13 protein-coding genes are annotated in these 14,323 nt (G+C 47.4%); all 13 read right to left on the bottom strand.

Features of this window, described 5'->3' with window-relative positions:
* Positions 1–443: 443 nt before the first annotated feature.
* The gene (locus EQU24_RS06715) at positions 444–1,994 is read right to left on the bottom strand and encodes an ATP-binding protein (protein ID WP_017840226.1); all 1,551 of its coding nucleotides are present in this window, start codon (positions 1,992–1,994) and stop codon (positions 444–446) included.
* Between the two features lie 195 nt (positions 1,995–2,189).
* The gene (locus EQU24_RS06710; RefSeq protein WP_017840227.1) at positions 2,190–2,792 is read right to left on the bottom strand and encodes a Uma2 family endonuclease; all 603 of its coding nucleotides are present in this window, start codon (positions 2,790–2,792) and stop codon (positions 2,190–2,192) included.
* Positions 2,793–3,282: 490 nt separating this feature from the next.
* Positions 3,283–4,833 (bottom strand): ATP-binding protein, encoded by a 1,551-nt coding sequence (locus EQU24_RS06705; RefSeq protein WP_017840228.1) that lies wholly within the window; start codon positions 4,831–4,833, stop codon positions 3,283–3,285.
* Between the two features lie 193 nt (positions 4,834–5,026).
* Positions 5,027–5,629, bottom strand: coding sequence for a Uma2 family endonuclease (locus tag EQU24_RS06700; protein WP_017840229.1), 603 nt, complete (start codon positions 5,627–5,629; stop codon positions 5,027–5,029).
* Between the two features lie 277 nt (positions 5,630–5,906).
* A complete protein-coding gene (locus EQU24_RS06695) occupies positions 5,907–6,653 on the bottom strand; it encodes a phosphate/phosphite/phosphonate ABC transporter substrate-binding protein (protein ID WP_017840231.1) in 747 nt (248 codons plus the stop codon).
* On the bottom strand, positions 6,650–7,141 hold the full coding sequence (locus tag EQU24_RS06690; RefSeq protein ID WP_017840232.1) for a PAS domain-containing protein: 492 nt from the start codon (positions 7,139–7,141) through the stop codon (positions 6,650–6,652). The genes EQU24_RS06695 and EQU24_RS06690 overlap by 4 nt, the downstream gene beginning before the upstream one ends.
* 28 nt (positions 7,142–7,169) lie before the next feature.
* Complete coding sequence (locus EQU24_RS06685; RefSeq protein ID WP_017840233.1) at positions 7,170–7,532, bottom strand: roadblock/LC7 domain-containing protein; 363 nt, start codon at positions 7,530–7,532, stop codon at positions 7,170–7,172.
* Between the two features lie 381 nt (positions 7,533–7,913).
* Positions 7,914–8,558 carry a hypothetical protein gene (locus EQU24_RS06680; RefSeq protein WP_017840234.1) on the bottom strand — a complete coding sequence of 215 codons (645 nt, stop codon included), beginning with the start codon at positions 8,556–8,558 and terminating at the stop codon, positions 7,914–7,916.
* 1 nt (position 8,559) lies between these two features.
* Positions 8,560–9,096, bottom strand: a complete 537-nt coding sequence (locus EQU24_RS06675; protein WP_017840235.1) for a GTP-binding protein — start codon at positions 9,094–9,096, stop codon at positions 8,560–8,562.
* Complete coding sequence (locus EQU24_RS06670) at positions 9,083–10,342, bottom strand: hypothetical protein (RefSeq protein WP_017840236.1); 1,260 nt, start codon at positions 10,340–10,342, stop codon at positions 9,083–9,085. The genes EQU24_RS06675 and EQU24_RS06670 overlap by 14 nt, the downstream gene beginning before the upstream one ends.
* Positions 10,323–11,063, bottom strand: coding sequence for a type IV pilus assembly protein FimV (locus EQU24_RS06665; RefSeq protein ID WP_017840237.1), 741 nt, complete (start codon positions 11,061–11,063; stop codon positions 10,323–10,325). Before EQU24_RS06665 ends, EQU24_RS06670 begins: the two co-directional genes overlap by 20 nt.
* A 730-nt stretch (positions 11,064–11,793) precedes the next feature.
* Entirely contained in the window at positions 11,794–13,488 is a 1,695-nt protein-coding gene (locus EQU24_RS06660; RefSeq protein ID WP_017840238.1) for an SPOR domain-containing protein, read from the bottom strand.
* 131 nt (positions 13,489–13,619) lie between these two features.
* Entirely contained in the window at positions 13,620–14,069 is a 450-nt protein-coding gene (locus tag EQU24_RS06655; protein ID WP_138767112.1) for an LEA/WHy family protein, read from the bottom strand.
* Positions 14,070–14,323: the final 254 nt, after the last annotated feature.

The raw sequence follows: 14,323 nt of genomic DNA, 5'->3' as shown, positions 1-14,323 counted from the left end.
CTTTCGGCCTCGAGATCGCGATCAGGGGATCGCTCCCACAGAGCGTCCGCCGCTCTCTGTGGGAGCGGCGCCTTCATCGCGACTATCGAAGCCAGTAATGCTCAAACACCAATAGCCTTTCCGGACAACACAACCATTTAGCGCTCGATCGCTACTTTTTGCACAATTAGGTATATTTATACTTATGCTCTGGAGCGTGGGAACGATAAGGGGGATGTGAATAATTACGTCCGATGAGTGCCGGTGGTTTTAAGTTGCCTGCTAATTGAAAGACCGTTTTTTCTTGGTCGAGCCATGCGTTGTTTCACTAGTTCTCATCGTTGTTCATAACTCGAAGATTCCGCCTTGCCATTTTAGCTAATGTGACTTCGATAGTCATTTATTGTCACCTAACGCTCTCGGCTTCGAAATCGCGATCTGGGGATCGCTCCCACAAGTGGAAATCAGCTTGTCGCTTGTTCGACTTCAAAGCCTACCACCGTACGGCTGTCTTTGCTGAATTCTACGCCGATCAGGTGGATCGCTTGATTTAAGCTTCGGTATTTGTCGGCATAGCGTTTGTCTTTCAACTGCTGTATGGCTTTTCCTTCCGGGACTAATTCGACCACTTTGAATTCGAATAGATAAATCTGATTGTTGAAGCGGACTGTCATGTCGATGCGGCCTTGGTGGGTAACGTCTTCCAAGATGATGTCTAAGCCTAATGCAGCGATGTGACTGTAGAATACGCTGGCGTAGTAGCCTTCGTATTGTGCTATCGGGTTGTTGCGGTACCAGTCGTTCGGGATGCTGGCATAGAGGCTTTCGAAATGGGTTTTTAGGCCGTCGAAGTCGTTTGCATGCAGCAGATCGTAAAGCCGGCTTTCCAGTTCGCTGGCGCGCCCCGGATTGCCGATCAGCACTTTGATTAGTGCATCATTTAGCGCGCTTTTCACTTCCAGATTCGGATAGCCGAGCGTGTATTCTATACGTGCGCCGATGGTTCGACTGCCGGTAAAAGTCAAGTAGCCGGTTTGCCAGAGTAAGGCTTCGGTGGCGATGTTTTCGACGTCGAATGCGGACAGTAAGGCGATATCGCCTCGTATATGCTCTAGGGTCGGCAGATAAAAGCCACGCTCGGTCAATACGTCAATCAAGAACGTCGGTGTGCCGGTTTCGAACCAGTACGGTTTGAATTCTCGGGTGCTGAATAGCAGTAATAGATCGAACGGGTTGTACACCGCTTCGCCGAGCCAGTTGTAGCCGTTGTACCAGTCTTGCATTTGCCTTCGATCCAGCCCTTCGAGTTCCGGCGCAAACACTTGATCGAGATCGTTTTCGGTGTAACCGCACAAGGCCGAATAACGCTTGTCGACGGTGATGTCTTGTAGGTTGTTCAATCCGGAAAATAAACTCACTTTGCTGAACTTCGAGACACCGGTCAGAAAGGCAAAGCGAATATGGGCGTCTTGCCCTTTGATAACCGAATACAGGTTGCGTAAGCCATCGCGCATTTCGCGGGCTATTTCCGGTTTGGTCAGGTTGTCCAGAATCGGCTTGTCATATTCATCGATCAGAATGACGACACGTTGCCCGGTTTCGGCATGCGTTTGTTCGATCAATTCGGCAAAACGGCCCGCGATGCTTTTCGCTTGCGGTGTGCATTGCAACGACTTTTCGTGTTCGGCCAATATTTCCCGAATCCGTTCGTCCAACGCTTCGCGGCTTTGTAATACGCCTTCGGCAAAGCTGATGCGAATCACCGGACACTGTTTCGACCAGTCCCAGCGGTCATGGCAGTACAGTCCCTGAAACAGCGCTTCGTTGCCGGCGAACAGTTCGCCGATCGTGTCTAGCAACAAGGATTTTCCGAAGCGGCGCGGGCGGGATAGGAAATAATGCGTGCCTTCGTCGATTAACTGCAATATAAAGCGCGTTTTATCGACATAGTAATAGTCGTCTTCGCGGATTTTCTCGAAGGTTTGTATGCCGATGGGGAGTTTTTTTCGGGTCATGTGCTTGATTTCGGATTTTAAATGTGTTTTGGCAGAAGCCGTAGGTCGGGTTAGCGCATTAGGCTTCGATACCGTTTAGTGTTACCTGGCCTTTCGGGCCTCGAAATCGCGACGTAGGCGTCGCTCCCACATACAAACGGCGAATTACAAACCAGCCTCTCCCTTTGTAAAATGCGGATTGAGGGGGGGGGTAGTTTAATTTTCATTCTGCATCGGGCTGGCTTGTTGCTGTAGATAATTCAGCACATCTTCGTTTTCGACTCGTTCGTAAATCATTTCGACCGGTATACGGCAATCGATTGTTTCTAAGTGTAATTCATCGCCCATGAAATAATGTTCCGATTGCCAATGGTTTTTTCGTCGGCATATTTCCACGTCGACAAAGTCTTGTTCGGTCACGATGTATTCTTGCAGACTTTCCAAGCTTTGATAGGCCTGTCTTTTTAGCGTTTGATCGATTTTTCGCGTGGCTTTGGATAAGACTTCGACGATGAGTATCGGTGCATCGGTGACGCCGTAGTCGTTGCCCTGATGATTGCATACAACCAGCACGTCGGGATAATAAAAATCTTCGGCGACTTGTACTTTCATATCCGATGCGAACGGTTCGCAGGGAGTTTTTCTTAATTTAGCATGGAGAGCGCTGAGTATATTGGCGACGATACGATTATGATTGGTGCTCGCGCCGGCCATCGCATAGACTTGACCGTCGATGTATTCGTGTTTGATTTCGCTCTGCAGTTCGCCTTCCAGATAATCGTGTATCGATACTGAGTCGATCTTGTATTTCAGGTTCATCTTCGTTGTACCTCTTTTTACGAAAGTATTCAGACCCCGTTGGCAAATTACCGCAATCCAGGCGTATTGTTGGCATCCCCCTTTGAAAAAGGGCGATTGAGGGGGGGGGTATTTAAAAAATCTCCCCTAGCCCCTCGACAATTGCTCCTGCATTGCCCTACCTCCTGCATCCTTGCAGTCGTCTTTTTCAAAGAGGGGGCTGAATACTTATCTTTTTCCTGATTAGCAAGTTTCTTCAGCTAAAGCCCAAAAACCAGCATATCCCTAGCAGGACGGGGTTTGCAACCCCGTCCTAAACGTTTTGACTTTGGCCGAAGTCAGCCGAAATGTTTAGGGCAAACCGAAACGTTGGGGACGGGTTAAATAACCCGTCCCGCAGAAGTGGCTACCACTGGCCACTGCTCGGACAGTTGGCTTCGGCAAGCTGAAGCATCTTGCTAATCAGGGACCTTTTTATTCGTCGCTGCCAATAACTTTATTCCGCACCCGATTATGGCGATGTTTCGACGTCGAAGCCGACAACAGTTCGGCTATCTTTGCTGAATTCCACGCCGATTAAATGGATCGGTTGGCTTAAGCTTCGATATTTGTCGGCATAGCGTTTGTCTTTCAGTTGCTGTAAGGCTTTTCCTTCCGGCGCCAATTCGACGACTTTGAATTCGAATAGATAGATTTGTTCGTTGAATCGGACTGCCATGTCGATGCGGCCTTGGTGCGTGACGTCTTCTAAGATGATGTCCAAGCCTAAGGCCGCGATGTGGCTATAGAATACGCTGGCGTAAAAACCTTCGTATTGCGCGATCGGGTTGTTTCGGTACCAATCGTTCGGGATGCTGGCATAGAGGCTTTCGAAATGTGTTTTCAGACCGGTGAAGTCGTTCGCGTAGAGTCGATCGTAAAGCCGGCTTTCCAGTTCGCTGGCCCGCCCCGGATTGCCGATCATGGCTTTGACCAAGGCATCGTTTAACGCGCTTTTCACTTCCAAATTCGGATAGCCGAGCGTGTATTCGATTCGTGCACCGATGGTCCGGCTGCCGGTAAAGGTCAAATAGCCGGTTTGCCAAAGCAGGGCTTCGGGGGCGATATGTTCGACATCGAACGCCGATAGTAAGGCAATATCGACACGCAGGCTAGCCAATGTCGGCAGAAAAAAACCGCGTTGCGTCAAGATATCGATCAAGAACGTCGGCGTGCCGGTTTCAAACCAAAACGGTTTGAATTCTCGGGTGCTGAATAACAGCAACAAATCGAACGGGTTGTAGACCGCCTCCCCCATCCAGTTGTAGCCGTTATACCACTCGCGCATCTGTTCGCGGTCGAGCCCTTCCAGTTCCGGCGCAAATACCGTGTCGACATCTTCGGCGGTGTAGCCGCAAAGGGCCGAGTAGCGTTTGTCTACAGTGATGTCTTGCAGATTGTTGAGCCCGGAAAACAAGCTGACTTTGCTGAATTTCGACACGCCGGTTAGAAATGCAAAGCGTATGTGGGCGTCCGAGTCTTTGATTACCGAATATAAGTTGCGCAAGCCATGGCGTATTTCGGCGGCGAGTGCCGGGTTAGTAATGTTATCCAATATCGGTTTGTCGTATTCGTCGATCAACACGACGACTCTTTCACTCGCTTTTTTGGCCGCATTTTGTATCAGTTCGGCAAAACAGCCCGGTATATCCGTTTCGTCGCTACAGTTGAGCCCGAGATTTTCTCTATTGGTACGCAATAAGGCGAGTATGCGGCGCTCCAAATCCGCTACGCTTCGCACCACGCCGCCTCCGAAGCTGATACGAATCACCGGATAGCGTTTGGACCAATCCCATCGCTCATGACAATACAGCCCTTTAAACAGCGCTTCGTTGCCGGCAAACAGCTCGCCTATCGTATCTAAAAGCAAGGACTTGCCGAAGCGGCGCGGGCGGGATAGGAAATAATGCGTGCCTTCGTCGATTAACTGCAATATAAAGCGCGTTTTATCGACATAGTAATAGTCGTCTTCGCGGATTTTCTCGAAGGTTTGTATGCCGATGGGGAGTTTTTTTCGGGTCATGTGCTTGATTTCGGATTTTGAATGTGTTATAGCAGAAGCCGTAGGTCGGGTTAGCGCATTAGGCTTCGATACCGTTTAGTGTTACCTGGCCTTTCGGGCCTCGAAATCGCGACGTAGGCGTCGCTCCCACATTCAAACGGCGAATTACAAACCAGTCTGTCCCTTTGTAAAATGCGGATTGAGGGGGGTTAGTTTAATTTTCATTCTGCATCGGGCTGGCTTGTTGCTGTAGATAATTCAGCACATCTTCGTTTTCGACCCGTTCGTAAATCATTTCGACCGGTATACGGCAATCGATTGTTTCTAAGTGTAATTCATCGCCCATGAAATAATGTTCCGATTGCCAATGGTTTTTTCGTCGGCATATTTCCACGTCGACAAAGTCTTGTTCGATCACGACGTATTCTTGCAGACTTTCTAAGCTTTGATAAGCCTGTCTTTTTAGCGTTTGATCGATTTTTCGGGTTGCTTTCGATAAGACTTCGACGATGAGTATCGGCGCATCGGTTACGCCGTAGTCGTTGCCCTGATGATTGCATACAACCAGCACGTCGGGATAATAAAAATCTTCGGCGACTTGTACTTTCATATCCGATGCGAACGGTTCGCAAACAGTATGCCGTAAATGACTGCCCAATTCCCGGCTTAGGTTGGCGACGATGCGATTATGATTCGTGCTCGCGCCGGCCATCGCATAGACTTGCCCATCGATGTATTCGTGTTTGATTTTGCTTTGCAGCTCGCCTTCCAGATAATCGTGTATCGATACTGAGTCGTTCTTGTATTTTAGGTTCATCGTTGCTGCTCCTCTTATTCCTTGTCGCGACGTAGGTGTTGCTCCCACAGGCTTTTCCGCTGTTTCCCATGCTAGAGAGCACTGTCATTAAGTTAAGGGAAAGCCGTCATTCCGCCAGTCCATGGCGGAATGACGGCTGGAATTGGCGACGTCCAATTACACGAAATTGCCGGCAAAAATATACAGATAAGGTTCTTTTTTCATAACTAGCTGAAATACTATGTCAATGCCAAAACATAATAAACAATATCGTATCTGCGCTTCACGAAATTTCAGATTAAACATTCAATGTATCCATCAAGTCGATCATGAATTCCATTTCTTCCTCATCGACTTTTTCCCACCCTTTAAAACCCAGGCTTTCCAATACACCACCCCCTTTTGTTTCCTCGGCCATTTTTAACAAACACTTTTCGAATAATTCTTTTTTGTCTTTGAGTTTTGGGCCTATCATCAAGGAGTGGTGAATCACGCCGATTTGGCTTCGCACTAGAATTCGTAAGCGTTTTTTGATCATTTCGGATAAATCGTCGTAGGCCTCGGCCAAAAAAATTCCAACATCGGCATCGCCTTGCAATAAATGTTTCGCAACTAATATGTAGGTATCGCAAGGTACGCCTTGTATGTTGCCGACATCCAGATCGCCCGGTTCGAGCATGATCATGCCCATTAGGCGCACATCCGGATCGTCGGTATAGGAAACTCTTGTGCCAGGCTTTAAATCGGTCACACATTGAATCGCACTGTCGGCATTGACGGCAATGATCGCTTCATCGGATTCGCCTTGCGGTTTCACTAAGGGCATAAATCCTTTTTCTCGCACCAGCATGGCTGCGTCGAATGGGTTGGCGTAAATCAAATCGATTTGATCATGCGCAATCGCCTCCCGCTGCAATTGAAAGTCGTTGTATATTTCCAGATGTATCGCCGAATCGGTTTGCTTTTGCAACCAAGTGTTGAAGATATACCAACCGGATAGATGATCCGGCGTAAAATCCGGACTGACAGTGAATTTGAAAGTCATGCGCGCTCCTGTTGTATCATAGCCGAATAGAGTTTAATGCTTTCTTCCACCTTGGTTCGTGAAGGTTTTCTTCTAACCGAAGTGTATCCGACGACTTTACCTTGCCGAACATTCGGGATCACGGTAGCCTTTACCCAATAATATGCGCCGTCTTTACGTAGATTCTTGACAAAACCCTGCCATTTATCGCCGCGATTGACGGTATCCCAAAGATCCTTGAAGGCCGCCGAAGGCATGTCGGGGTGCCTCAGGATGGAATGCGGCGCGCCAATCAATTCTGCCTCGGTATAGCCCGACATATCGACGAACGATTGATTGACATGCGTGATTATGCCTTCCGGGTCGGTCGTCGAAACGATTAACTTGCCATCCGGGTAGGGTATTTCCGATTCGTTATATAACACTCTGCGACGAATACCGCCGTAAAGCTCAAGCGTCGCTTCCTGGTATTCGCCCTTGATAAACTCGGGTTGCATATCGTGTATCATGTCGGTCACCTAATCGTTGCTTGGCGGTCTAAAGCATTTCGGAGATATGTTGAGCGGCTCGTTTGACATCGAGGAAAATCAAACCTAGCTTGGCATTGGGTTTTGCCAGTACGGTCAACACCGCCTCTTCGCCCGCATAAGTCATCAGCACATAGCCTCTGTCGGCCTTGATCAATACTTGCTCGAGCGTGCCCCGCCCCAGTTCCTGGGCTGTTCTGTCGCCTAATGAAAGCATTGCTGCACTCATTGCGCCGACCCGGTCTTCATCCATTCCGGCCGGTAATACGCAAGCCATCATCAAACCATCGGTAGATATTACACCGGATGCTTCGATATCGGCTGATGTTCCATTTAACTCAGTTAACACGGACGTCAACATATCTGCTCGCATAGCAGTCTCCTTAGATAATCATAAAAACGATTGATAATTTCATCCTCCAACGATGCATTTTGTCGCTAACGCGGGGATCGAGTAATGCTCCCTTTTGATCAAAAAACCGTCTAATAACAAAAGGTATGGGGTATGTCTATCGAGGGACCGCCGTGCTGCCGTCATCCCAGCTAGCCACACCCCATACCCTATAAAGTTAGCCATTTTTTGAGTCACTGCCATTAAGTTAAGCCATCACAGAATTAAGTAATGCTTGTATCCAGGATCTACTTTGCCTCAAAAGCTTGCCATCCATGGCACTGGATTCCGCCAGTCCACGGCGGAATGACGGGCTTCCCTTAACTTAATGGCAATGATTTTTTGAGCATAAAGGGAGTAGCTTTATTTTCGGTTAGCCGCATAACGACTGAACAAGGCCCAAACCAGCTCGACGAATTCGGGCCGATTAAAATGAGGCATGCCGCTGATTGCAACGATAAATCGAGTTTCGCCTATAAATAAGGGCCAAAAGCCGACCTGGCTATTGCCTGCAGCATCGACAACGGCCCACGCATGACTATTCAAGCCCATGTTATTGAATAGCAATCCGGAGCGCCGCTCATGTATCGAGGCAATTTCAGCACCGAGAGCCGACAATTCTTCGGCCGTTTCATGCGCGAAACCATGACAAACCAAATAAAAACCTTGATGATCGGCCAATAACACCTTGCCGTTTTCAGTGAGGCTCCCCAGCATGTTCGGCAAAATTTGCTCGAATGCGCCGGACGGAGCCTCAATGGCTTGTTCGAGCCCTTGCACCAATCCAAGCCTTTGACAATGATGCAATCGTTCGAAACAGATGTGCGGTTCGTCGTTTTCCATTAACGTAAGTAAGCTGTCTTCTGTCAGTGCCGGGGTTCTTTGTTGCCGAAATAAACTTCTTAAAAATTGCCGGGCTTTGTCTTGTTCCCGCGAAGCAACCGCATAATATGCGCCCGCCGGCGTCGGCAACAAAAATAGGCCCTCCGACAGTTTATAATCGGCCATGTCAAGCCTCCAAGCCGGGATCCAACGAATACAGCAGTGCCTGTATCAATAATGAAACATCGTTCTTTACTCGGGCATCGACAGTAAAAACCGGAATATTCATGTCCATTTCTTTAAGTTTTTTATGATAATCATTGATTACCGGACGGCTACTTAAATCCATTTGTGTCACGCCAATCGCGACTTGCGTTTTCTCGATAAAGTCGGAGAACGCCTCCAAAAAAAATTTCATATCCTGAAAAGGATCGGTGCGCGTATTATCCAATAGCAATATCAAGCCAATACCGCCCGATGTCAAAATGTCCCACATGAAATCAAAACGCTCTTGCCCCGGCGTGCCATACAAATGTAATTTTTCCCCGCCTGCCAAATTCATTACGCCATAATCCATCGCAACGGTTGTCCCTGCTTTTCGGCTTTTGGTCATATCGCTGGCTGCTGCGTCGGTTTTAATCGGTGCAATATCGCTAATCGATTGGATCGCAGTGGTTTTTCCCGCACCGACCGGCCCGGTAAAAATAATTTTATATTGGCTCATTACTGTCTAGTCCATTGAGTTTATTGACTCTAAGTTTATCGATGATGCGGCTCAGTAAGCTCTTGTTGCGGTTAGGCTTTAGCTCGGGCGGCAGAATGTCGCAATCTGCATTCCTGTCGCTTTGTTTGAGCAGTCCTAACGCACTTGCCGCGCTAATGAAGACAAAGACATATTCGGGTTTTATATGGAGTAACCCGGCAATTTTTATCGGAGCGACCGGTTTATCGATCAATAATGCGGCAATTCGAAGTGCATGCGGCGTCACGACTAAGCGGGTTAAATTGGGCCATTGTTTTAAATACACCGGGCGTTCGATATCGATATGTCTTGGGTATCGCCCTTTAGAGGTCCAGCAGGCAAGTTTCCATACAATCGCCTCCATATTTTGAAACTTATCCAAGGCACCGTTAAGGATTAACTTCGGGTCCGGCCAGCTGATCGACATTTTTTTAGAGCTATTTTTGTTGATCGCCAAACCGGAAAAAGCGCGTAATTGTTTATCGTCAGCATCCAACCATATTTCGTTGCTACGCGGCAGTATCAACATTAGCTTCCATCCGGTGTGTAGTTGCAACACCTGATCCCTATCCTTTGCTACTTTGATAGCCGATTGCACGAAGCCTTGAAAATATTCTTTCGGATTATAAGCGGCGCGCTTCAGTTGCTCGATATTATTGATATCCAATGGCTCAAGCCCCGCCGATAATACTGAAAACCCTTTATCGCTTAATTGCATCGCGGTTTGATGTTTAGCCGATTTATTACGCTCGCTTGCATCGACTTCAAGCTGTTTTTTAGTCGGCTCCGATACCTGATGGTTAGTGATAGGGGATGTGCGAGAATTCGTCGACGACTCTTTCTCTTTAAGGAGACCGGGTTTAGCCGAAGCAATTGAGCGATTTTGTTGTAATTGCCGAAGCTGAGTTCTAATCTTATCGAGCGCCGCCAACATCGACTCGACTTGTACCGGTTTTTTAATGTAGAAAACACCTTCGCGACTTATTTCTTGCAATGACAAAACGATCAGAGGGCGATGCAAAGTCTCGCTAAACCGTTTACTCAATAATAACCGGCCTTCTCGCAAATCCGCATCGATAATTTCCAAGTCCGCCTCAAGAAAATCGACTATCGTGACGCCGGCAGCCTTACACGGGCCATGGAGATATAAAGTGAGCGTTTTTCGAGTTCGCTCATCCATCCCGGAAAGCACGACTTTTAGCGTTTCTTTAGTTGATTTCTTTAGCATCGCTGAGCTCTTTGAAATAATCATTTAATGCGATCCACGCAGCAGGCACATTGGTATTTTGTTGCCGCAACGCGGCAAAAGCGCGCGCAAACCGGGGACGATCATGGGTAGAGCGGTATAATTCCAATAAGGCATCTTGTAAATCAATACGCTCGGGTTGTTCCGTCATCGCTTGTTCCAATATAGCCATCGCCTCGCTTAATTGACTATATTCGACTGCGTCTTGGGCCAACTGTAGAGGATCTCGAGAGCCGCTATCCGATGAACTCATTTTTTCTATCACTTGCGTGCAGCCTAGCGTTCCTTCAGTTAAAAGACTAAAACGACTGCTCGGCAGTTTTGCAACGAATTCATTATCTTCGTTGATCGCAACCATCAGAATATCTCTCTGAGACGAAGTCAATTTCGACCGCGAACCGAGAATCATTCGCCGAGCGATAGGTTTTCCCCGGTTATTCAATACCATCAAAAAATCGACTAACGCCGCAAACAAAGCTTCCTGCCAATCCTTGCCATAGCAAAGATAAATACGCCGGATATGATTGCTGAGGTTTTGAGGATTCCGAACTATTTCATGGGCTAGAAATTCAGCCAATGCGTCTATGTCTTGTTCGATATGGTCGAATATGCGCTCCGGTAACCCCAATATAATGCGGAACCGGTCGTTCTCAGTAGCGGTTAAGCTTGATTCATGCTCAATAAAAATGAGTCGATTCTTCATAATCGTATCTTGATATCAACAATTTCCACAAAATCATAGTGAAAATTAAACTTGATTTCTGAAATCACGATCACATTTGTAGCAATTCTGCCGTAACAACAGAATAACTAGTACGGATAATCAGTAGCAAATTAATTTCTTTCTCGTCTTTCCGAAGCCGTTTTACTCCCTTTTGATCGAAAAAACTTCTAAGAATTATACCCTTTGCTTGTCAAATTTCGGTGCTGGGTTGCCCGTCAAAGGACGCCGTAAATACCAGCAATTCCCAATTTGGAAATCAAAAAGGGTGTGGGTATGCTTGGCGACACTGCCATTAAGTTAAGGATTTTTCCGTTCGCCCTGAGCCTGTCGAAGGGTGAATGGAAAAATCCTGGGTCGATAAGGAATATGCACAAAATAACTTCTACAAGTAGTAGGCTTTGCGGAGGTTCGGTGACTCGCTTGACAGGACGCCGTGAATACGTCCATGTAGGCTTGACGGCGGCTATCCCTGCCGCCGACACCTGTCAATCGAGCCACCGCCCCCCTTCCAACAGTTGTCTAAGTTATTTCATGCTCGTTCCTAAGTTAAGCCGTCCATGGTTCGACAGGCTCACCACGAACGGCTTAACTTAATGGCAGTGATGCTTGGCGAGGATGTCGGCAGCAGGGCAGATTTTTGCTCCTCGGCAACTCCATGGCTAATGCCGAAATTTGAAGTGCGAAAGGTATAAGTAGAACCTTTCTTAGGCTAATCTCTCGCTATCCATACCGAATCGAGATTATGCGTTCTTTTTACTCTGGCTGCATAAGCGGACGCCTCATCCCGGCTCTTAAATCCGGAAACCGATAACCTATACCAAGTTTCTCCTTTAACTTGCACCGGAATAACCTTGGCAGGTACACCCTGTCTTGAGAATTCAGCGGCTTTTCTATTGGCGTACCAGTCTTGCTTAAAGGAAATCAGATTCACCGACCAACTAGCCGAAGGTGCTGCGGCTCTTGGCGGACTTCGTCTTACCGGGGCTGACGGTTTGCTTACCGTTTTTTTGACAGGAGGAGCGGTCGCCTTAGCCAACTTCTTTTCCAATTCTTTAATTTTGGCTTCCAATGCTGCTACTTGATTAGCGTCTTCGGGAACATCGGATAGCGGAGGCGAGCCTTCCGCTTGCTCGGTTTCCTTTGCCTTATCGGCCGGCGTTGCCTCGGCCATGCTTGCCGCTCCTGCAAGTTGAGCTTCCGGAGAAACCGCTCCATTCGTTTCCGTTTCTGCAAGCTTCGGTGCCACCGGTGTTAACGGAATGACCTCAATTTTATCGCCTTCAGTAGGTTCATCTTGCAAAGCCATTGGCGCTGGGCTTGTTTGAGCGGCTTCCGGCATACTGTTTTTGATCAACAAAGCATTCAATTCGGCTTGATTTTCTTCCAAGGTGCCGATTAATTCGGTCAATGACTCGATTTCATTATCGCTTTGCAAAGCCAAATAGGCGAACACGCCGGCTGTTAATAAAGCCACAACGGCAATGGCCATTGCCACATAAGTAATCGTCGGTATTTTACCGCCATTGTCGAGTTGCTTTTTTAATTGACTTTGCGCCTTAGACAATCGATCGATTTCATCGGTCTGCCCCTGGCTCGTCGAAGCGCTCATTGTAGCCAATTGTTGCTTTAAAATTTCCTGCTCACTAAATAATTGGCTGATTTGTGTCGTAATAACATCATCGACGACTTCTTTATGGCGCGCATCCGCCGTCATCGCTTCTGGGAGCGCCGAGTCATCGTTATAGACCGCAAAGTCCTGCTCCGTCCGATCCGGTTCTTGCTCAGCTTCTTCAGAATCTTCCATTGCTCGAGGATTTTCTTCTACTTCGTCGAATGCTATATTCTCGTCCTGGGTCGTTGTAAATTCGTCAAATTCATCTTCCTGATCGGAAATATCGAATTCCGCTAAAGTAAAGTCATCGCTGTCAAAACCTGTTTCGGAAACCGCTTCGACCTCTTCTTCTTTCGGTGAGGAAAAAACCGGGCTTGGTTCCGGTTCAGGCTCCGACTCAGTTTCTGCAAACTCGTCGAAACCTAAATCTGAAAATTCGTCGATTTCTGCCATTGCTGAATCTTCAGAAAAATCGACCTGCACCGTGGCTTGATCGATATCGCTTTCAGCCTCTGAAAGCTCGTTATCAGTATTTAAATCATTGGCAAGTTCATCGTTTATTTGGTCTCCGGCTGCCGAATCATCGGCAAATAACTGCTCGAATTCGTCTTCGTCATCGGACAACTCTTGTTCATCAAAGGCGCTATCCATCAACAATTTGTCGATAGCGTCATCATCATTCATTAACTCATCGCTATCGATTAACGAAGCCGCATCATCGAGCATCGAATCTAAATCATCGGCAAAGGTTTTAGGCGATACTGACTTTTTTTTATCTTCTGAGTCGGCCATGGTTGAACGGTCTCTTTTTGAAATAGTTGAATAGCGTTTATTATAGTGTTTTACGCAGCTTTTGTGATTTTGCCGCTTACTAATTCATGCTATTCGACTACAATCCATTCATCGCTGATGCCGCTGCCCCATCAAAACTCCAATTCAACTTCCCCTTCATAATCGAATGGAAGCGTTATTAGGCTGCGCATTAAACCCAGATGCCCGGTCAATTGGTAGCGAATGGGAGCGCCATCACGCCGAGTCAATTGACGTAAAAGCGTCTTTAAATTGACGCTCACGGGCAATTCGACAACGTATTCACCATATTCGGGAATCGTAATTTCCTGATCGCTAACGCCTTGAGCAAAATCAGCGTCATTAAGTTTCAGTACATAGGCCATGTCTCTTATCGCTAATTCGGAATCATTCCTATTTTCCAGGCGTAAGCGTATATTAAAACGCTGTTCGAATAAGCCGAACTGTGAAGGCTTAATAGCCAGCAATTTAACCTTTGGCGCTTTGAAATCGGCATACATCCATGTGCACGCATTAAGCTGCGAGGCAACAATCACCACCGCTAAAAATTGACTCCATTTCACCGAAAAAACCTACTGTTAAAAAAAGGAGCAATCCTACCGCATCTTTCTCTTATACAATAGTAATCGCTTAAGCATCCAGCAATTCCCAATTTGGAGATCAAAAAGGGTGTGGGGTATGCTTGGCGAGGATGTCGGCAGCAGGGCAGATTTTTGCTCCATGCAAAATCTGCATTCACGCCATCCTTGGCGTTCGAGCTGCCGCCAAGCCCCCATGGATGGGTTTACGGCGTTCCTCGACAGGCATACCCCACACC

Origin of the sequence: Methylotuvimicrobium buryatense (assembly GCF_005931095.1) — a bacterium.
In the GTDB taxonomy this organism is placed as follows: Bacteria; Pseudomonadota; Gammaproteobacteria; order Methylococcales; family Methylomonadaceae; genus Methylotuvimicrobium; species Methylotuvimicrobium buryatense.
Note: the sequence above shows the minus strand (reverse complement) of the source record. Positions and strands in the feature narration are given on the sequence as shown.